This window comes from Rhizobium sp. WYCCWR 11128, from assembly GCF_013416305.1.
Classification (GTDB): Bacteria; Pseudomonadota; Alphaproteobacteria; order Rhizobiales; family Rhizobiaceae; genus Rhizobium; species Rhizobium indicum.
The window spans coordinates 1-18,671 of sequence record NZ_JACCEZ010000020.1 but is presented as its reverse complement, the minus strand read 5'-3'; the positions used below and the strand labels follow the sequence as shown (position 1 = coordinate 18,671).

Sequence of the window (18,671 nt, the reverse complement as noted above, 5' to 3'; positions counted from 1 at the left end):
TCGTCTGCCGGACCGGCTTTCAATGATATTTCTCGCGCTCGCGGCCGAGGATGACAGGCGCGTCGAGGCCGGCGATGGGACGGGTGACATCGGCCGGGATGTCGCCGGTGAGCTGCAGGTCGAGATAGCGAGCGCAGCAGACCCGCAGGAAGGACGTGAAGTTGCCGAGATCGTGGCCTGCATCGATCGATTCATGATGCAGCCGGGTGATCAGCTGGACGACATTCATGCCGTCGCGGCGGGCGATTTCCTCCAGCTTCGACCAGAAGAAATTTTCCAGCCTGACGCTGGTGACCATGCCGTCGATGCGCAGCGACCGGGTGGCGCTTTCCCAGAGCCGAGCATCCGCCTTGATGAACAGTTCACACATATCGTCCTCCCCGGTGCCGCCCTCCTCAGGCGGCGTTGGTTTCGAGCAGTGTTGCGGCATCGAGCACGGCCATGAACTGGCGCAGCCACGACGGATGCGCCGGCCAAGCGGGCGCCGTGACCAGATTGCCGTCCGAGACTGCATCGCTGATAGCGATGTCGGCATAAATGCCGCCAGCAAGTTCGACCTCCGGCCGGCAGGCGGGATAGGCCGAGCAGGTGCGGCCCTTCAAAACGCCGGCTGCGGCGAGCAGTTGTGCGCCATGGCAGATGGCGGCGACGGGTTTTCCTGCGTCGAAGAAGTGCCGGACGAATTTGAGGACGTCGGCATTGAGGCGAAGATATTCGGGCGCGCGGCCGCCGGGGATGACGAGGGCATCGTAATCTTCGGCGCGCACACTGTCGAAAGTGGCGTTCAGCGCGAAATTATGGCCGCGCTTTTCGGAATAGGTCTGGTCGCCTTCGAAATCGTGGATGGCGGTGGCGACGGTCTCGCCAGCGTTCTTGCCGGGGCAGACCGCATGGACCGTATAGCCGCAGGCGAGCAGCGTCTGGAACGGCACCATCGTTTCATAATCTTCGGTGAAATCACCGGTGATCATCAGGATCTTTGAAGCTGGCATCGTTTCCTCCCTTTGAAACCAACTGGCGGAGAGTAGCAAAGAGCTGTGGAGAGCAGGTACTATGGGAATACTACAGTCAAAATTCGCACCCGATAAGGCGACCATTAAATCGCCCTGACCTTCACATCAGGCAATGCGCAAGCCTCGCCGCCGCCGAAGAGGCGGGAACGGGTCAGGAAGCGCTTCTCGCGGCCGTTGTCGAGCGAGAACATGCCGCCGCGGCCGGGCACGACGTCGATGATCAGCTGCGTATGCTTCCACGCCTCGAACTGGCTGGCGCTGATATAAACAGGTACGCCGCCGATCTCGCCGAGCTTGACGTCGCTGTCGCCGATCATGAATTCGTTAGCCGGATAACACATGGGCGAGGAGCCGTCGCAGCAGCCGCCGGACTGGTGGAAGAGGATATCGGGATGATCCCGCTTGATTTCTGCGATCAGATCGAGAGCTGTGTCGGTTGCCAGAACACGCGCTTCGCCGTTGACGGTGGTTTCCATCATTCTTCCTCCAAAGTTTCGGGAGGAATTCCCCTCCCCAACCCCTCCCCACAAGGGGAGGGACTTACGATGCCGCTCCGACAGCTCACCTCGTTGAAGTTTCGGCAAGAAGATACGTTTTTGGAGCGAGGCAATTCAACGCATTAAGCCCCTCTCCCTTGTGGGGAGGGGTTGGGGAGGGGTTTTGACACTCCCTCCCGCCAAGCTAGAAGCTTCTCAGAAGAAGCCAAGCGCTTTCGGGCTGTAGCTCACCAGCATGTTCTTGGTCTGCTGGTAGTGGTCGAGCATCATCTTGTGGGTTTCACGGCCGATGCCCGACTGCTTGTAGCCGCCGAAGGCGGCATGGGCCGGGTAGGCGTGGTAGCAGTTGGTCCAGACGCGGCCGGCCTGGATTTCGCGGCCGAAACGGTAGCAGCGATTGGCGTCTCGGCTCCAGACACCGGCGCCAAGACCGTAGAGCGTGTCGTTGGCGATTTCGAGAGCTTCCTTCTCGTTCTTGAAGGTCGTGACCGAAACCACCGGTCCGAAGATCTCCTCCTGGAACACACGCATCTTGTTGTGACCCTTTAAGATCGTCGGCTTGACATAATAGCCGTTCGCCAGCTCGCCGCCGAGATCGTTGCGCGAGCCACCGGTCAGCACCTCGGCGCCTTCCTGCTTGCCGATGTCGAGATAGGCGAGGATCTTTTCCAGCTGCTCCGTCGAAGCCTGGGCGCCGATCATCGTCGCGGTGTCGAGCGGGTTGCCCTGCTTGATCGCCTCGACGCGCTTGACGGCCTTTTCCATGAAGCGGTCGTAGATCGATTCCTGGACGAGGGCGCGGCTCGGGCAGGTGCAGACTTCGCCCTGGTTGAGGGCAAACATCGCAAAGCCTTCGAGCGCCTTGTCGAGGAAATCGTCATCCTCGGCCATCACATCGGCGAAGAAGATGTTCGGCGATTTGCCGCCGAGTTCCAGCGTCACCGGAATGAGGTTCTGGCTGGCATATTGCATGATCAGCCGACCGGTCGTCGTTTCGCCGGTGAAGGCGATCTTGGCGACGCGCGGGCTGGTCGCCAGCGGCTTGCCGGCTTCGAGGCCGAAACCGTTGACGATGTTAAGTACGCCGGGCGGCAGGAGATCGCCGACGATCTCGGCCCAGAGCAGGATCGAGGCCGGGGTCTGCTCGGCCGGCTTCAGTACGACGCAGTTGCCGGCGGCAAGCGCAGGCGCCAGCTTCCAGGTGGCCATCAGGATCGGGAAGTTCCACGGGATGATCTGACCGACGACGCCGAGCGGCTCATGAAAGTGATAGGCGACGGTATCGTGGTCGATTTCGCCGATCGAACCTTCCTGGGCGCGGATGCAGGAGGCGAAGTAGCGGAAGTGGTCGATTGCCAGCGGAATGTCGGCCGCCATGGTTTCACGGATCGGCTTGCCATTGTCCCAGGTCTCGGCCTGGGCGAGCAATTCAAGCTTGTCTTCCATGCGCTGGGCGATCTTCATGAGGATATTGGAGCGCTCGGCAGCGGAGGTGCGGCCCCACTTTTCCTTTGCCGCATGAGCGGCGTCGAGTGCGAGGTTGATGTCCTTTTCATTGGAGCGGGGAATGTCGCAGAGCTTGCCGCCGGTGACGGGCGTGAGGTTTTCGAAGTATTTTCCCTCGACCGGCTCGCGCCATTCGCCGCCGATATAGTTGCCGTATTTCAGCTTGAATGGCGACTCGACGATTTTCTGATGAAGCATGTCATCCTCCCTTGATGATCCAGGTTCCCAAACGAACCAGTGGGAGGAAAATGAGCATGTTTTGGCGCAGGGACTAGGGTGGGTCTTCCATACCGCAGTGCACAGTGTCGCAGACCTGCGACAGCATCGGGTCACGATTGCTCCAGGGGCGGGACCTTTACTCCGATCAGTGGAGATCGAGCTTTTTCATCTTCCTGTGCAGCGTGGCGCGGCTGATGCCGAGCGCGATCGCCGCCTGCGAAACATTGCCGCTGGCGCGCGACAACGCCCGCAAGAGTGCCGCCTTCTCCGCCTCGACGATCTCGTCCTGCTGGGAGACGCCAGCCTCATGCAGGGCATCGGCGGCCGGAATGCCGGCAGCGATGCGCTTGTCGTCCAGCAGCAACGCGACGCGGGCGGCGCGCGTGGCGCCGAGCACCAGATCGTGCCTGTCGACGGCCAGCAGGGCGGCGGCGGAATTGGCGCCGGCCGGGACCATCAGGAAACGAGCGCCGGCAAAGGCCGAGCGGAAAAGGTTGAGCTCGATGCGCATCGCCGCATCGCGCACGGTCTGCGTCACGATCGCTAGCGTCATCTCGTTGACGTCTTCGCGGCATGTGGAGATGTCGAGGGCTGCTGCCACCCGCCCACGATGATCGCGGATCGGCGCCGTCGTGCAGCTGAGGCTGGTATTCGAGCTGAAAAAATGCTGATCGCGGAAGATGGCGACGGCACGCTCGTCGGCAAGTGCGGTGCCGATGCCGTTGGTGCCGATGCTGGCCTCGGTCCAGACCGAGCCGGTCCAGAGGCCGAGTTCGTGGAATTCTTTGTCGTCTCCGGCAGCGCCCCGACGCTCCAGCGCAATGCCGTTCTTGTCGGTTAGAAGCAGGCAGCAACCGGCCTTGCCAACGGTGGTAAAGAGACGATCGAGCTCTTCCGTCGCGCTGGCAATCAGCTGTTCGGACTGCTCGCGCGCACGGCGGAATTCATGGTCGGTGAGGCGCAGTGGAGCCCGCTGGTCCTCGGGGGCGAGCTGGTGCATGGTCATGCACCGCCGCCATGAGGCGACAACAGGAGAACTCGCCGCCGCAGAATCGCGCTGGGCAGACGTGTAGACGTGCTCGGCGTGCGCTGAGTGTTCGTGCATCGGCTCCTCCCACCGAATTTCAGCACATTCTGATGGAAAAATGGCTGGTTTGCAATCTGCCGGCGCTGGCGGTCGTCACCGTGCGGCGCTTCCTGACGAAAGTGGCGGAAATCACATTTCGGTGTTTGGGCGGCCAAGGCGTAACAAAAGACCCTCGCTTTCGTAGTTCTTTGCAGAAGCAAGGTTTGCCAGACGAGGAGATCCGACCATGCTGAACAGACGATTGTTGCTGATGGGTGCTGCTTTTGGCGCACTTGTGGTTCGCTCAGGCCTGGCCGGTAAGGCGATCGCCGGCGAGACGTTTGCGGTGACCCACACCGAGGAGGAATGGCGCAAGCTGCTGACGCCGGATCAATATGTCATCCTGCGCCAGGCGGGGACGGAACATCCCTTCACCAGTGCCTTGCTGCATGAGGAGCGAAAGGGCAATTTCGCCTGCGCCGGCTGCGAACAGGACCTTTTTTCCTCGACCACCAAATTCGACAGCGGCACCGGCTGGCCGAGCTTCTGGGCGCCGCTTGAAAATGCCGTCGGCACCACCGGCGACACGACCTTCAGCATGGCACGTACCGCCGTGCACTGCAGCCGTTGCGGCGGTCACCTCGGCCATGTCTTCGATGACGGCCCGAAGCCAACCGGGCTTCGCTACTGCATGAATGGGCTCGCCATGACATTCCGTCCGACTTCGGCCTGATCGAGGGATGATCTCACTCGGTGCTGATGACTGCCAGCGTCTAGTGTTGCAACCAGGCTTCTATGCCGCGGGCCGCCGCCCGGCCGGTCGCCAGGCAGGCGGTGAGGAGATAGCCGCCGGTCGGCGCCTCCCAGTCGAGCATTTCGCCGGCAACGAAGGTGCCCGGCAGCGCCTTCAACATGAAGTTTTCGTCGATGCCGCTCCAGCGGATGCCGCCGGCCGAGGAGATCGCCTCGCCGATCGGCCGGGTTTCGATCACCGGCACCGGCAGGGCCTTGATCATGCCGGCGAGACGCTCCGGATCGATTCGGTCGCGCTCGGGAGCGAGTTCGCGCAGCAGCGCCGCTTTGACGCCGTCGAGGCCGGCGCCCTTGCGCAGGCGGTTTGAAAAGCTCGACTTGGCATCCTGCCGCGCAAGGTCGCGGCTCAGCCTCTCGATGGTGCGGCCGGGTGTGAGGTCGAGCGTCAGGACGGCGCTGCCATGGTTCAGCAGCCGGTCGCGCAACGCGGCCGTATGGGTATAGACGAGGCTGCCTTCGATGCCGCTGTCGGTGATGACGAATTCGCCGGGAAAAGTGCCGGCCTCGGACGTGGCGGTGACTGATTTTACCGGCTCGCCGGCGAAACGCTCGCTGAAGTTCCCGCGCCAGCCGACCACGAAGCCGCAATTGGCGGGTTGAAAAGTGGCAATTTCCACACCCCTGCCGACCAGCCAAGGCACCCAGGCAGCATCGGAGCCGAGGCGCGGCCAGCTTGCGCCGCCGAGCGCGAGCAAGGCTGCGTTGCAATGGACGATGCTGCGCCCTTCGGGCGTTTCGAAAGCATAGCCGTTTTCGGCAAAACCGGCCCAGCGGTGGCGGGTGCGCAGCGTGACGCCCTGCGCCTCCAGCCGCCTGAGCCAGGCGCGCAGCAAAGGCGAGGCCTTCATCACCTTCGGGAAAACCCGGCCGGACGAGCCGACGAAGGTGTCGGTGCCGAGCCCTGCTGCCCAATCCCTGATGTCATCAGGGGTAAAGGCATCAAGAGCGGTTTGCAGGCGGGCGAAAGCCGCGCCGAAGCGCGTGATGAAGCGGGCGTAATCCTCGGAATGGGTGATGTTGAGACCGGATTTGCCGGCCAGCAGGAACTTGCGGGCAAAGGTCGGCATGGCGTCATAGACGGTCACCGCATGACCGGAACGGGAAAGCAGTTCGGCAGCCGCGAGACCCGCCGGGCCGCCGCCGATGATTGCAATCTGCTTCTGGTTCATTGATGTCTCGCCCGATTCTGTCTGCATGCAGTTTTGGCGCGGGCTCGGATTGCCTGCAAGGGCAGGGATTAGAGCAATTCCAGGAAAAGTGTGAAGCGGTTTTCCGTCCGGAATTGCGGGAAAACAAAGAGATAGAGCATTTTCGTGATTCGAAGAAAAACGGAAATGCTCTAGTGGTGCGGATGCGTGCACTGGCCGTGGTCGGCGAGCACCTCGATGACGCGGCATTGGTCGACGCGGCCGTGGCCGCAGCCTTCCACCATGGTTTCCAGCTCGGCCTTCAGCGCCATCAGGCTGCGGATGCGCTGCTCGACCTCGATGAGGCGGGCCTTGGCGATGGCGTCGGCCGAGGCGCAGGACTGGTGCGGATCGTCCTGCAGGGTGAGCAGCGTGCGGATCGCGCCGATCTCGAATCCGAGTTCGCGGGCGTGGCGGATGAAGGCGAGGCGGCTGATATCGGCGGGTTCGAACGAGCGCTGGTTGCTCTCGCTGCGGCTCGGCGCTGCGAGCAGGCCGATGCTCTCATAATAACGCACCGTCGGCACCTTGACGCCGCTTTGGCGGGCGGCTTCACCGATCGTGATCTTTTTCATGATTTTCCTCTTGCACCTCTAGTCGCTAGAGGATGTAGGAGGGATGCTTCTATTTGACAAGGAAGCGGATCATGGCTGAGAGCGAGACACGATACCGGGTTGGCGGCATGGATTGCGCCGCCTGCGCAACCAAGATCGATACGGCGGTCAGACGCGTGGCGGGTGTCGCCGATGTTTCCGTTTCGGTGATGGCGGGCACGATGACCGTCCGGCACGATGGCAGCAGCGATCTGAAGGCGATCGAGAAGAAGGTGACCGGGCTCGGCTATTCCGTTGCGCCGCTTGCTGGAAGTGCTGCGCCTGCGCATGCGAGCCCACAGAATCGTCAGGACCACGGACATGATCACGGCGATCACGCGGGCCATGACCACGACCATGAAGGGCACGATCATGCAGGCCATAGCCATGACCATGACCATTCTCACGATCACGGCGAGCAGGAAATCGAGGGGTTGCACGGGCACGACCATGCGCCAATGGCCGGTCCATGGTGGCAAAGCAGGAAGGGCCGGCTGACCATCCTTTCGGGGGCGGCACTCGTTGCCGCCTATGCCGTCGGCCATCTCGTGCCGGCGATTGCATCCTATGCCTTCATCGTCGCCATGCTGATCGGGCTGGTGCCGATCGCTCGGCGCGCCATCATGGCCGCCTTCTCAGGCACACCGTTTTCGATCGAGATGCTGATGACGATCGCCGCCGTCGGCGCCGTCATCATCAATGCCGGCGAAGAGGCGGCAACTGTCGTGTTTCTGTTCCTCGTCGGCGAGCTGCTGGAAGGGGTGGCAGCGGGCAAGGCGCGGGAAAGCATCCAGTCGCTGACGGGTCTGGTGCCGAAGAACGCGCTGCTCGAAGACAATGGCCAGACACGGGAGGTGGCGGCGGAAAGCCTTTCGGTCGGTGCCATCATCATGGTTCGTCCTGGCGATCGGATCTCGGCGGACGGCATTATCATTTCAGGCGAGAGCGCGATCGATGAGGCGCCGGTGACGGGCGAGAGCACGCCGGTACGCAAGGGCATCGATGCCGTCGTTTTTGCCGGCACGGTCAATGGCGATGCGGTGCTCAGGGTTCGCGTCACGGCGGCTGCCGCCGACAATACCATCGCCCGCGTCGTCAAGCTGGTGGAGGAAGCTCAGGAATCGAAGGCGCCGACCGAACGCTTCATCGATCGGTTCTCGCGCTATTACACGCCCGGCGTCGTCGTGGTCGCAGCGCTGGTCGCGGTCGTTCCGCCGCTGCTGTTGGCAGGGCCGTGGGGCGAATGGGTCTATAAGGGCCTTGCGATCCTTTTGATCGGCTGCCCCTGCGCGCTCGTCATCTCGACGCCGGCGGCGATCGCCGCCTCGCTTTCATCCGGTGCGCGGCGCGGACTGCTGATGAAGGGTGGCGCGGTGCTGGAAACGCTCGGCAAGGTGACGATGGTCGCCTTCGACAAGACCGGCACGCTGACAGAAGGCAAGCCTCAGGTGACCGACATCATTTCCTTTGGCCTGAGCGAGGCGCAGGTGCTGTCACGCGCGGCGGTGCTGGAGCAGGGTTCCAGCCATCCGCTGGCGCTGGCGATCCTCAACCGTGCCAAGGCGGACGGCGTTCCCGTGCCGCCGGCCTTCGAGCTGGAAGCGCTGCCGGGCAAGGGTGTCAGCGGCAAAGTCGGCGGTGAGACGCTGGATCTGCTGTCGCCGCCTGCCGCCCGCGAGCGGGGGACGCTCGGCGCGGAACAGGATGCACGCATCACGGCGCTGAACGACGAGGGCAAAAGCGTGTCGGTGCTGCTCGTCAATGGTATCGCGGCCGGCCTGATCGCCATGCGCGACGAGCCGCGTGAGGATGCCGAGGCCGGGCTCGCTGCCCTCAAATCAGCAGGCGTCAAGGCGATGATGTTGACGGGCGACAACAAGCGGACGGCAGCAGCCGTTGCCGGCATGCTCGGCATCGACTGGCGCGGCGAGATGATGCCGGAGGACAAGCAGCGGGTCGTCGTCGAATTGAAGCGCCAGGGTTTCATCGTCGCCAAGGTCGGTGACGGCATCAACGATGCTCCGGCGCTGGCCGCGGCCGATATCGGCATCGCCATGGGCGGCGGCACCGATGTGGCGTTGGAGACGGCGGATGCCGCCGTGCTGCACGGACGCGTCGGCGATGTGGCGCGAATGATCGAACTTTCCAAACGCACAATGCGCAACATCCTGCAGAATATCACCATCGCGCTCGGGCTGAAGGCGGTGTTCCTGGTGACGACGATCGCCGGCATCACCGGGCTCTGGCCGGCGATCCTCGCCGATACCGGCGCCACCGTGCTGGTGACGATCAACGCGCTGCGGCTGCTTCGGATAAAGATATAAACATTCCTGACTTCATCCCTCCGGCGCTCGTCGCCGGCGGGATCTCCCGTCAACGATGCGGGCCCGATCTCGAATCGAAAATCGCTTGACCGGCCATAAATAGGCTTTCCTCCTCGGGACTTTCTCCACAGCCTGCTTTCTTTAAGCTTTGGTTAGCCATGTTTTTCACAGGAACATAGCGATTTCAAACCTGTCGTAACGCAATGCACAAACCATCCGTTGACGCGAATTTGGATTGGCGTACTATATCTAGTGTTCGAGGTTCCATCGATTCGTAAGGATCGATGGCTAAGACGGGAATTCGGTGCGCTTCGCCATTATGGCGCGGCAATGCCGGAGCTGCCCCCGCAACTGTAAGCGGCGAGCAACTGTCCGATTTCAGGTCACTGGAGCATGATGCTCCGGGAAGGCTGGGCAGGAGCTTTGACCCGTGAGCCAGGAGACCTGCCTCGAACGAAACGTCCACGGGCGGGGTGTCCGGAAGGTCGCGTTGCATGGCTCGGGTGATATCCGCATCGCGTTTCGCAGGCCGAACCTCCGCATGAGCCACTTCGGGGTGAAGTCATGTCAGTATCTCAGTTCAGGCCGCCACCCGCTCGAGGTAGAGGGCGGAGTACGCCCAGCGGCTAAACAGCCGCATAGCTCAAATCATCAGAGAATTTTTCGACGGATATCGACAGATTTCCGATCGATGTCCTGCGCCCAATCGCGTCGTCACGAGGAATATCATGACCATTACCGTCTACAGCAAGCCTGCCTGCGTTCAGTGCACTGCCACCTACCGCGCCCTCGACCGGTTGGGTGTTGATTATGACATCGTCGATATCTCGCAGGATGCCGAAGCGCTCGATCGCGTCCGCAGCCTCGGCTACATGCAGGCGCCTGTCGTCATCGCCGGCGAGCAGCATTGGGCCGGCTTCCGTCCCGACATGATCAGCGCACTTTCCTGAGGAAAGGCGATGGGTCTGATCGTCTATTATTCCAGCCGATCCGAGAATACCCATCGGTTCGTCGCCAAGCTCGGACTGCGCGCGGCGCGCATTCCGCCAGGCGGCGCAGACGCGTTCCATATCCGCGAACCCTTCGTGCTGATCGTGCCGACCTATAGCGGCGACGGCGGCAAGGGCGCCGTTCCCAAGCAGGTGATCCGTTTCCTCAACGATGCGGAAAACCGAGGACACCTCCGCGGCGTGATCGCCGCGGGCAACAGCAATTTCGGCGAGACATACGGGCTCGCCGGCGACGTGGTCTCGCAGAAATGCCGGGTGCCGTACCTCTACAGGTTCGAGCTGCTGGGCACGGAAGACGACGTCGCCAACGTCAAACACGGAATGGAACGGTTTTGGACACGGGAACACCTCTGACGCGGGATGCGGGCGCAAAACCGCATAACACTTTTGCTCATCCCGCCGGCGAACGCCCTTTGAAAGCGGCGGAAACGCTCGACTATCATGCGCTGAACGCGATGCTGAACCTCTATGACGATGAGGGGCGGATCCAGCTCGACAAGGATCGAATGGCTGCCAAGCAATATTTCCTGCAGCATGTGAACCAGAACACGGTGTTCTTCCACAATCTGAGGGAAAAGCTCGATTACCTCGTGACCGAGGGCTATTACGAGCAGGAGGTTCTCGACCAGTATTCCTTCAATTTCGTGCGGGATCTGTTCGACCAGGCCTATGCCAAGAAATTCCGTTTCCCGACCTTCCTCGGCGCCTTCAAATACTACACCAGCTATACGCTGAAGACTTTCGACGGAAAGCGCTATCTCGAGCGCTACGAAGACCGCATCTGCATGGTGGCTCTGGCCTTGGCACGCGGCGACGAGGCCCTTGCCCGCGACATGGTCGAGGAGATCATTTCCGGCCGCTTCCAGCCGGCGACGCCGACCTTCCTCAATGCCGGCAAGAAGCAGCGCGGCGAACTGGTTTCCTGCTTCCTGCTCCGCGTCGAGGACAATATGGAATCGATCGGCCGGTCGATCAATTCGGCGCTGCAATTGTCGAAGCGCGGCGGCGGCGTGGCGCTGTCGCTGACGAATATCCGCGAGGCGGGCGCGCCGATCAAGCATATCGAGAACCAGTCCTCGGGCATCATCCCTGTCATGAAGTTGCTCGAAGACAGTTTCTCCTATGCCAACCAGCTCGGCGCGCGGCAGGGAGCAGGGGCCGTCTATCTCAACGCCCATCACCCCGATGTCATGCGCTTCCTCGACACCAAGCGCGAAAATGCCGACGAGAAGATCCGCATCAAGACGCTGTCGCTCGGCGTCGTCGTTCCCGATATCACCTTCGAGCTCGCCAAGAACAACGAGGATATGTATCTGTTCTCGCCCTATGACGTGGAGCGCGTCTATGGCGTGCCCTTCACCGAGATTTCGGTGACCGAAAAGTACCGCGAGATGGCGGATGATGCCCGCATCTCCAAGAAGAAGATCAAGGCGCGCGAATTCTTCCAGGTGCTTGCCGAAATCCAGTTCGAGAGCGGCTACCCCTACATCATGTTCGAGGACACGGTGAACCGGGCGAACCCGATCGCCGGGCGTATTTCGATGAGCAATCTATGCTCGGAAATCCTGCAGGTGAGCGAGGCGAGCGAATATAATGACGACCTTTCCTACAAACATCTCGGCAAGGATATTTCCTGCAATCTCGGCTCGCTGAATATCGCGGCGGCAATGGATTCGGCCGATTTCGGCAGGACGATCGAGACCTCGATCCGGGCGCTGACGGCCGTTTCCGACATGAGTCACATTTCCTCGGTTCCCTCGATCGAGAAGGGCAATGACGAGAGCCATGCAATCGGCCTCGGCCAGATGAACCTGCACGGTTACCTCGCCCGCGAACGCATCTTCTACGGCTCCGAGGAAGGCGTCGATTTCACCAATATCTATTTTTATACGGTGACCTATCACGCAATCCGCGCCTCGAACCTATTGGCGGTCGAACGCGGCACGAGCTTCAAGGGCTTCGAGAATTCGAAATATGCCTCCGGCGAATATTTCGACAAATATACCGAGCAGCTCTGGGAGCCGGCGACGGAGACGGTGAAGGCTCTGTTCGAGACGTCAGGCATCCACATTCCGACACAGGAAGACTGGGCGGCGTTGAAGAGGGCGGTGATGGCCTCCGGCCTCTATAACCAGAACCTGCAGGCGGTGCCGCCGACGGGATCGATCTCCTATATCAACCACTCGACTTCCTCGATCCATCCGATCGTCTCGAAGATCGAGATCCGCAAGGAAGGCAAGATCGGCCGCGTCTATTATCCGGCGCCGTTCATGACCAACGACAATCTCGATTATTATCAGGATGCCTACGAGATCGGGCCGGAGAAGATCATCGACACCTATGCGGCGGCGACCCAGCATGTCGACCAAGGCCTGTCGCTGACCTTGTTCTTCCGCGACACGGCAACGACGCGCGACATCAACAAGGCGCAGATCCATGCCTGGAAGAAGGGCATCAAGACGATCTACTACATCCGCCTTCGCCAGATGGCGCTGTCCGGCACTGAGGTGCAGGGCTGCGTATCCTGCACCTTATGATTTGATTGCCGCTGACGCTGCAAGAAGCGGGAGGGGTTCCGCAGTTCCCTTCGCCATGCAGACGTTGACGCCGGAAAAGGACCACCCGATGAACATGCAAATCAAACCCGCGTCCCGCGTGCGCGCCATCAACTGGAACCGCATCGAGGACGACAAGGATCTCGAAGTCTGGAACCGGCTCACCGGCAATTTCTGGCTGCCGGAGAAAGTGCCGCTTTCGAACGACATTCCTTCCTGGGCGACGCTGACGCCGGTCGAGCAGCAGCTCACCATCCGCGTCTTTACCGGATTGACGCTGCTCGACACGATCCAGAATGGCGTGGGTTCCATCCGGCTGATGGAAGATGCGGCGACGCCGCATGAGGAGGCGGTGCTTTCCAACATCTCCTTCATGGAGGCGGTGCATGCGCGCTCCTATTCCTCGATCTTCTCGACGCTGTGCTCGACGCCAGATGTCGATGATGCCTATCGCTGGTCGGAGGAGAACGAATTCCTGCAGCGGAAATCGGCGCTGATCATGGAGCAGTATCGCTCCGGCGATCCGTTGAAGAAGAAGGTTGCAAGCGTCTTTCTCGAAAGCTTCCTGTTCTATTCCGGCTTCTACCTGCCGATGTACTGGTCGAGCCGCGCCAAGCTGACCAACACTGCCGACATGATCCGGCTGATCATCCGCGACGAGGCGGTGCACGGCTATTATATCGGCTACAAGTTCCAGCGCGGACTGGAGCGGCTCGGCGAGGAGAGAAGGCAGGAGATCAAGGATTTTGCCTTCGAGCTGCTGCTCGAACTCTATGACAACGAGGCGAAATATACCGAAGCGCTCTATGACGGTGTCGGGTTGACCGAGGACGTCAAGAAATTCCTGCATTACAATGCCAACAAGGCGCTGATGAACCTCGGCTATGAGGCGTTGTTCCCGGGTGAGGCCTGCAAGGTCAATCCGGCGATCCTGTCGGCACTTTCGCCGAATGCCGACGAGAACCACGACTTCTTCTCCGGCTCCGGTTCCTCCTATGTCATCGGCAAGGCTGTCGCGACCGAGGATGAGGACTGGGATTTCTGAGGCATGATTGCAGTCTCCCTCTTATCATTTGCTCTCTCATCGCCCACATTCAGCGGAAACTAAATTCGGTCCTCGCCGATGATGTGGCGTAGCGGGAGTTTTTGATGTCGTCTTTTTTGAACAAGGCCGGGACTGCCGTCGAGGCGGACGAGGGCGTCTGGCCGATCCGCAGAAGACGGATTCTCGACTGGCTGGTGAACGATACGCGCGGCGAGCGGTTTATCGACAATATCCTGGTGGAAATGTGCGAGAAGCTGCTGGCGGCAGGGGTGCCGGTAGCGCGGGCGACATTGCATTTCAGGACGAACCATCCGCAATGGATCGGCGCCCGCATCCTCTGGAAGGAAGGCTTGGCAGAGGCGAAGATCAACACTTTCGCCTATGGTGTCGAAAACACGCCGGAGTTCCTGAAGAGTCCCGTCAACGCGATCCATCAGGGTTCGGAGGAGGTGCGTAGACATCTGGAAGGTACAGCCGACGGCGACGAGGATTCATTCTATCAGGAACTGCGCGATGACGGCCTCACGGAGTATATCGCCTGGCCGCTCGAGCATACTTTCGGCAAACGGCATGTCGCGACATTTTCCACCAGCCGGCCCGGCGGTTTTACGAGCGAGCATGTCGATTTCCTGCGTGACCTGCTGCCGGCCCTGACCCTCGTCAGCGAAATTCGGCTGAAGAACATCATGGCGCGCACGCTGCTGCAGACCTATGTCGGACCGCATGCGAGCGAACAGATCCTGGCGGGCGTCACGACGCGCGGCAGCGGTGCGACCGTCGGTGCGGCAATCATGATCTGCGACCTGCGCGACTTTACGGCGATCTCCGATCTCTGGCCGCGCGACGATGTCATCCATCTGCTCAATGATTATTTCGACGCCATGTCCGACCCGATCGAACGCTATGGCGGAGAGATCCTGAAGTTCATGGGCGACGGATTGCTGGCGATCTTCCCGCTGAGCAAGGAAACGGCCTGTCACGATCTGCTGCAGTCGATCCGCGAAGGGCAGGGGTTGATGGCGCAATTGAACCAGCAGTATGCGGGCAACGGACGCGAACCGCTGCGCTACGGCGTCGGCGTGCATGTCGGCGACGTCATGTACGGCAATATCGGCTCGCGCCGGCGGCTCGATTTCACCGTCATCGGCCCGGCGGTCAATGTCGCCTCGCGGCTGGAAACCCTGACCAAGGAGGTCAAGCGGCCGGTACTCCTGTCGCGGGCCTTCGTCGAAATGGCGGGCTGTGCGGAGGAGATGGACAGTCTCGGCACCTTCCCGCTGCGCGGGCTCGGCGAGCCGGTCGATGTTTTCGCCTTTCCAGAGGCCAGGTAGCTCAGACCCCTCGCTTGTTTCCCCAAAGCAGCACGTGCAGTTGGGGCAGTACGCGGGCTGAAAACCATTGGTCGGCCGTCACCTTGTCGACAAGCCAGTGCATGCGATCCATCACGCCGTCGATATCAATGCCTGCGTCGTCCTCATCGGGCAGCGGCGGGGTGTGGTTGCCTGGTTGGAGGAACAGTGGAATTTGGGGATAGCGCTCACCCGCCCGTTGGGCGAATTCGTAGTCGGCATCGTCGAAGATGACGATCTTCAAGGCGATCTCCGGACCGCCGGCTGCCAGTTGAAGACAGTAGTCCACCTGGTCCCAATCCGTCAGCATTCCGCTGGATGGCGGTTTAGGGCTGATGACAAGGATGTCGAGATCGCGAAACCAGGCCTGGGCTACGCTTCCCTGCGTTTCCAGTGCAAAGCGGTATCCCTGGGAATGGCCGAGCTCGACCAGCGGCCTCAAGGGCTGTATCGCCGGATTGCCTCCGGAAAGGGAAACCGTCAGTGGTTTGCCCCCGGAGAGTTCGGTGACCTTATGCCAGACCGCCTCAGTGGACATAGGAATCCATTGATCCCGGAACGCGCTGTCGACGGCGTGAAGGCTGTCGCACCAGGAACACCGATAGTCACAGCCGCCTGTCCTGACGAACACCGTCGGCAGCCCAATCAAGACGCCTTCACCCTGTATGGTCGGGCCAAAGATCTCGCTGACGCGAATGGTCCCCACGCTCACGGCCTGTACTCCGCCCAGGTTTTCGGCGTCTCGCTGACGCGAACGGACGATGTCTCCGGGAAGCGCTGCTTGCACCAGTCGTAAAAGTGCCTTGCCAGAAATTCCGACGTGACTTTCGAATGGCCGAAGACGTCGTTCAGGTGACGATGATCGAAAGTTTCGTCGATATAGCGCTTGAGCGGTGAGAGGTCGTGATAGTCACGTACGAAGCCATCATCATTCAGGCTTTCCGCAGCCAGCTCGACGATGACGACGTAGTTGTGCCCGTGAAGCCGAGCACATTGATGGTCTGTAGGCAGGTGATCCAATTGATGGGAGGCGGAGAGATGAAACTCCTTGGTGATGCGGTACATCAACGCACCTCCGTGGCCGAATATCGCGACACGGCCGCTTTCCAGAAATCCTGGTCTTCATATTGCGTGGGATCGGGAACACCGGCAAGATGGAACGCTTCGCGGCGTTCCACGCAGGTTCCGCAGCGCCCACAGTGGAGCTCGCCGCCTTTGTAGCAGGACCATGTCTCCGAAAACGGCGTGCCGTGTTTTGTGCCGTCAACCACGATCGACGCTTTGGAAACATCGACGTAGGGGGCAAGCAGTTTCACGCTGGCATAACCTTCCAACGCTTCGTTCTGCATGCGCTGGAAAGCATCGATGAAGCCCGGCCGGCAGTCCGGGTAAATGAAGTGGTCGCCGCCATGCACGGCGACGGCAACGGCATCTGCTTTATGCGCGGCCGCCAAACCGAATGCGATTGCCAGCATGACGGCGTTGCGGTTGGGCACGACGGTGGCTTTCATTGTCTCCTCGGCGTAGTGGCCGTCCGGAACCTCGACATTGTCGGTCAGGGCCGATCCGCTGAGATGGCCGCCGATGCTGGCGATGTCGATGATATGATGGGGAACGGAGAGACGTGAGGCACACCTGGCGGCGAAGTCGAGTTCCTTGCGATGCCGTTGGCCGTAGTCGAAGGATACGAGACCGATAAGCTGTTGTTCCGCTGCTACCCTGTGCGCAAGCGAAACGGAGTCCAGTCCGCCGGAGCAGACGACGATGGTTTTCATATTTTGGATCCCTTGTTTTGACCGGGTGGGCTGCGACCGGATTGCGCGGTGCTTCTAGGACAAATCACGCGTCATGGAAACAGTTTTGAAGCGTCAGCGTCATAAGGGATGAGATGACGTTGATTTCACGCCGGTTTTCGTAGCTCGAGGTTTGATGCCAACGCGAGGTCGTCTAACCGATCGGAAAGTTGATCTGCGGCGGCAGCAGGAGTTGCAGATCCTCTGCATCCGGATTGTTGATGCGCTGCAGCAGCATGCGTCCCAGATCCTCGCCGGCCGCCGTCAGATCCTCGTGGATCGTGTCGACCTTGGGCTGCAACTGGCTGAGAAGGCGGGACGTCTCTTTGGCGACGATATCGTAATCGACGGCCAGTATGCGGCCGGCATCGCTCATGCCGCTGATGACGGCGAGCGCCGAAACTTCGCCGGGGCAGATGAAACCATCAGGAGCATCCGGGGCATCAGCGCGGCTGCGGATGAAGTCGCGCAGCACGTCTGCCGGTGTATCGAGATCGACCGCCTCGGGGATCTCATAGGCGATGCCTGCCTCGCGCACCGCCGTCATGAAGCCATGCAGGATATGCTGGCAGAAGGTCAGCCGTTTCGGCGGCAGGATCACCGTCACCTTTTTGCGGCCCTTGGCGATCAGCCGGCGCGCCGCCTCATAGGCAAAGGTGAAATTGTCGTAGTCGACATAGGGGTGCGACGTCGAAAATTCAGTGCGGCCATGACAGATGAAGGGAAAGCCGGTTTCGAGCAGCAGGCGGACACGGGCATCGAGCGGTTCGGTGCGCGTGAAGATCAGCCCGTCGGCGAGGTGGTTACGGATGATGTATTCGGCGGCCTCGATATCGGTCGTCGACAGGAAGTTCGGGGCGACGACAAGATGGTAGGAGGTCTCCTTCAGCGCCTTGGCGATGCCGTACATGATCGAGGTGCTGAAACCGACCACTTCCTCGTGCGAATCGAGCAGGATGGCGATGACGTTGGTGCGGCCTGTCTTCAGGCGCTGCGCGGCCCGGTCAGGGAGATAGCCGATTTCGCGGGCGATGCGATGCACCCGTTGGCGGGTCTCGAGTGAAATCTGCGGCGCATCGGAAAGCGCCCGTGACACCGTCGTCACCGCAAGGCCGGCGATCGTGGCGATCGTTCGCAAGGTCGGCTTGCCGCGCTTATGCGTGATATCGAGATTTTCGCCGCGTTGCGGCCGGGACGGTTCGGTCACCCTTGGCTTTCCATGCTGGAATTGCCGATACCATAACACGATGAATCGGGCGCGCAATCGACGAATGGAAACGTTTTAAATTTTAGCGTTTTGTTAGCCATAGATTAAATATGAATTATATTCAGTGGCTTAGTGAAATAACCATATTTTTCTCGGGAGTCGAGAAAGGGCTTGACGACCAAAGATTTATAACGTTTTAAATTAGCAACCGCGCGGAGGAGCGCGGCCGTATGCTGACCGCTGCAATGGCGGGAAGCATCGGGCGGCAGGGAGGTCCCGTCGCCGATTTGCAAACGGGAGGAAATTCATGAACAAGTTTTTGAGCTCGGCAGCAATTGCTGTCGTGATGATGGCTGGCCTCAGTGCTGCCCACGCCGCTGACGTCAAGGAAGTGCAGATGCTGCACTGGTGGACGTCTGGCGGCGAGGCTGCGGCTTTGAACGTCTTGAAGCAGGATCTTTCGAAGGAAGGTTTTGCCTGGAAGGACGTTCCTG

Annotated in this window: 18 protein-coding genes, 1 pseudogene and 1 riboswitch; of the genes and pseudogenes, 8 read left to right on the top strand and 11 right to left on the bottom strand. The window is 60.8% G+C overall.

The window, feature by feature from the left end; all coding sequences use genetic code 11:
• Positions 1-19: 19 nt before the first annotated feature.
• The 5 genes from HX898_RS32485 to HX898_RS32465 form a co-directional block, all read right to left on the bottom strand.
• Entirely contained in the window at positions 20-370 is a 351-nt protein-coding gene (locus tag HX898_RS32485; RefSeq protein WP_138334965.1) for a ribbon-helix-helix domain-containing protein, read from the bottom strand.
• Positions 371-395: 25 nt separating this feature from the next.
• Positions 396-992 carry a DJ-1/PfpI family protein gene (locus tag HX898_RS32480; RefSeq protein WP_138334966.1) on the bottom strand — a complete coding sequence of 199 codons (597 nt, stop codon included), beginning with the start codon at positions 990-992 and terminating at the stop codon, positions 396-398.
• A gap of 104 nt (positions 993-1,096) precedes the next feature.
• The gene (locus tag HX898_RS32475; protein WP_138334984.1) at positions 1,097-1,489 is read right to left on the bottom strand and encodes a DUF779 domain-containing protein; all 393 of its coding nucleotides are present in this window, start codon (positions 1,487-1,489) and stop codon (positions 1,097-1,099) included.
• A 216-nt stretch (positions 1,490-1,705) separates the two neighbouring features.
• Positions 1,706-3,214, bottom strand: coding sequence for an aldehyde dehydrogenase (gene adh / locus HX898_RS32470; protein ID WP_138391150.1), 1,509 nt, complete (start codon positions 3,212-3,214; stop codon positions 1,706-1,708).
• A gap of 166 nt (positions 3,215-3,380) precedes the next feature.
• Positions 3,381-4,340, bottom strand: a complete 960-nt coding sequence (locus HX898_RS32465; RefSeq protein ID WP_180196777.1) for a helix-turn-helix domain-containing protein — start codon at positions 4,338-4,340, stop codon at positions 3,381-3,383.
• Positions 4,341-4,548: 208 nt separating this feature from the next.
• On the opposite strand from HX898_RS32465, the gene msrB reads away from it, so the two are divergent.
• Positions 4,549-5,034, top strand: coding sequence for a peptide-methionine (R)-S-oxide reductase MsrB (msrB, locus tag HX898_RS32460; RefSeq protein ID WP_138391148.1), 486 nt, complete (start codon positions 4,549-4,551; stop codon positions 5,032-5,034).
• A 40-nt stretch (positions 5,035-5,074) separates the two neighbouring features.
• On the opposite strand, the gene HX898_RS32455 is transcribed toward msrB, so the two are convergent.
• Positions 5,075-6,283, bottom strand: coding sequence for a TIGR03862 family flavoprotein (locus HX898_RS32455; RefSeq protein ID WP_180196776.1), 1,209 nt, complete (start codon positions 6,281-6,283; stop codon positions 5,075-5,077).
• A gap of 170 nt (positions 6,284-6,453) precedes the next feature.
• On the bottom strand, positions 6,454-6,876 hold the full coding sequence (locus HX898_RS32450; RefSeq protein ID WP_180196775.1) for a helix-turn-helix domain-containing protein: 423 nt from the start codon (positions 6,874-6,876) through the stop codon (positions 6,454-6,456).
• Between the two features lie 71 nt (positions 6,877-6,947).
• On the opposite strand from HX898_RS32450, the gene HX898_RS32445 reads away from it, so the two are divergent.
• The 6 genes from HX898_RS32445 (at position 6,948) to HX898_RS32420 (ending at position 15,159) form a co-directional block, all read left to right on the top strand.
• Positions 6,948-9,218, top strand: coding sequence for a heavy metal translocating P-type ATPase (locus HX898_RS32445; RefSeq protein WP_180196774.1), 2,271 nt, complete (start codon positions 6,948-6,950; stop codon positions 9,216-9,218).
• Positions 9,219-9,460: 242 nt separating this feature from the next.
• Positions 9,461-9,685: riboswitch (cobalamin riboswitch) on the top strand.
• Positions 9,686-9,946: 261 nt separating this feature from the next.
• A complete protein-coding gene (nrdH, locus tag HX898_RS32440) occupies positions 9,947-10,168 on the top strand; it encodes a glutaredoxin-like protein NrdH (protein WP_018243700.1) in 222 nt (73 codons plus the stop codon).
• A 9-nt stretch (positions 10,169-10,177) separates the two neighbouring features.
• Positions 10,178-10,582: a class Ib ribonucleoside-diphosphate reductase assembly flavoprotein NrdI gene (gene nrdI, locus HX898_RS32435; RefSeq protein ID WP_180196773.1), complete on the top strand. Its 405-nt coding sequence runs from the start codon at positions 10,178-10,180 to the stop codon at positions 10,580-10,582.
• Positions 10,561-12,765 carry a class 1b ribonucleoside-diphosphate reductase subunit alpha gene (gene nrdE / locus HX898_RS32430; RefSeq protein ID WP_180196772.1) on the top strand — a complete coding sequence of 735 codons (2,205 nt, stop codon included), beginning with the start codon at positions 10,561-10,563 and terminating at the stop codon, positions 12,763-12,765. Before nrdI ends, nrdE begins: the two co-directional genes overlap by 22 nt.
• Before the next feature lie 88 nt (positions 12,766-12,853).
• Entirely contained in the window at positions 12,854-13,828 is a 975-nt protein-coding gene (gene nrdF / locus HX898_RS32425) for a class 1b ribonucleoside-diphosphate reductase subunit beta (protein ID WP_180196771.1), read from the top strand.
• A gap of 104 nt (positions 13,829-13,932) precedes the next feature.
• Positions 13,933-15,159, top strand: coding sequence for an adenylate/guanylate cyclase domain-containing protein (locus HX898_RS32420; RefSeq protein ID WP_180196770.1), 1,227 nt, complete (start codon positions 13,933-13,935; stop codon positions 15,157-15,159).
• Position 15,160: 1 nt separating this feature from the next.
• Here the strand turns inward: HX898_RS32420 and queE are convergent, their stop codons facing one another.
• From queE to HX898_RS32400, 4 genes are all read right to left on the bottom strand, one after another.
• A complete protein-coding gene (queE, locus tag HX898_RS32415) occupies positions 15,161-15,889 on the bottom strand; it encodes a 7-carboxy-7-deazaguanine synthase QueE (RefSeq protein ID WP_180196769.1) in 729 nt (242 codons plus the stop codon).
• A complete protein-coding gene (gene queD / locus HX898_RS32410; protein WP_138334979.1) occupies positions 15,886-16,242 on the bottom strand; it encodes a 6-carboxytetrahydropterin synthase QueD in 357 nt (118 codons plus the stop codon). The genes queE and queD overlap by 4 nt, the downstream gene beginning before the upstream one ends.
• Positions 16,242-16,952, bottom strand: a complete 711-nt coding sequence (gene queC, locus HX898_RS32405) for a 7-cyano-7-deazaguanine synthase QueC (RefSeq protein ID WP_180196768.1) — start codon at positions 16,950-16,952, stop codon at positions 16,242-16,244. The genes queD and queC overlap by 1 nt, the downstream gene beginning before the upstream one ends.
• A 172-nt stretch (positions 16,953-17,124) precedes the next feature.
• Entirely contained in the window at positions 17,125-18,177 is a 1,053-nt protein-coding gene (locus HX898_RS32400; protein WP_180196767.1) for a LacI family DNA-binding transcriptional regulator, read from the bottom strand.
• Between the two features lie 307 nt (positions 18,178-18,484).
• On the opposite strand from HX898_RS32400, the pseudogene HX898_RS32395 reads away from it, so the two are divergent.
• Positions 18,485-18,671 (top strand): annotated as a pseudogene (locus HX898_RS32395) (sugar ABC transporter substrate-binding protein); the annotation flags it as partial.

Excerpts from the sequence above, each read along its gene's own strand:
- HX898_RS32445 (WP_180196774.1), top strand. The coding sequence starts at position 6,948 with ATGGCTGAGAGCGAGACACGATACCGGGTTGGCGGCATGGATTGCGCC.
- nrdI (WP_180196773.1), top strand. The coding sequence starts at position 10,178 with ATGGGTCTGATCGTCTATTATTCCAGCCGATCCGAGAATACCCATCGG.
- HX898_RS32475 (WP_138334984.1), bottom strand. The coding sequence starts at position 1,489 with ATGGAAACCACCGTCAACGGCGAAGCGCGTGTTCTGGCAACCGACACA.
- HX898_RS32465 (WP_180196777.1), bottom strand. The coding sequence starts at position 4,340 with ATGCACGAACACTCAGCGCACGCCGAGCACGTCTACACGTCTGCCCAG.
- adh (WP_138391150.1), bottom strand. The coding sequence starts at position 3,214 with ATGCTTCATCAGAAAATCGTCGAGTCGCCATTCAAGCTGAAATACGGC.
- queD (WP_138334979.1), bottom strand. The coding sequence starts at position 16,242 with ATGTACCGCATCACCAAGGAGTTTCATCTCTCCGCCTCCCATCAATTG.
- queC (WP_180196768.1), bottom strand. The coding sequence starts at position 16,952 with ATGAAAACCATCGTCGTCTGCTCCGGCGGACTGGACTCCGTTTCGCTT.
- msrB (WP_138391148.1), top strand. The coding sequence starts at position 4,549 with ATGCTGAACAGACGATTGTTGCTGATGGGTGCTGCTTTTGGCGCACTT.
- HX898_RS32450 (WP_180196775.1), bottom strand. The coding sequence starts at position 6,876 with ATGAAAAAGATCACGATCGGTGAAGCCGCCCGCCAAAGCGGCGTCAAG.
- nrdF (WP_180196771.1), top strand. The coding sequence starts at position 12,854 with ATGAACATGCAAATCAAACCCGCGTCCCGCGTGCGCGCCATCAACTGG.
- HX898_RS32420 (WP_180196770.1), top strand. The coding sequence starts at position 13,933 with ATGTCGTCTTTTTTGAACAAGGCCGGGACTGCCGTCGAGGCGGACGAG.
- HX898_RS32480 (WP_138334966.1), bottom strand. The coding sequence starts at position 992 with ATGCCAGCTTCAAAGATCCTGATGATCACCGGTGATTTCACCGAAGAT.
- nrdH (WP_018243700.1), top strand. The coding sequence starts at position 9,947 with ATGACCATTACCGTCTACAGCAAGCCTGCCTGCGTTCAGTGCACTGCC.
- HX898_RS32455 (WP_180196776.1), bottom strand. The coding sequence starts at position 6,283 with ATGAACCAGAAGCAGATTGCAATCATCGGCGGCGGCCCGGCGGGTCTC.
- HX898_RS32485 (WP_138334965.1), bottom strand. The coding sequence starts at position 370 with ATGTGTGAACTGTTCATCAAGGCGGATGCTCGGCTCTGGGAAAGCGCC.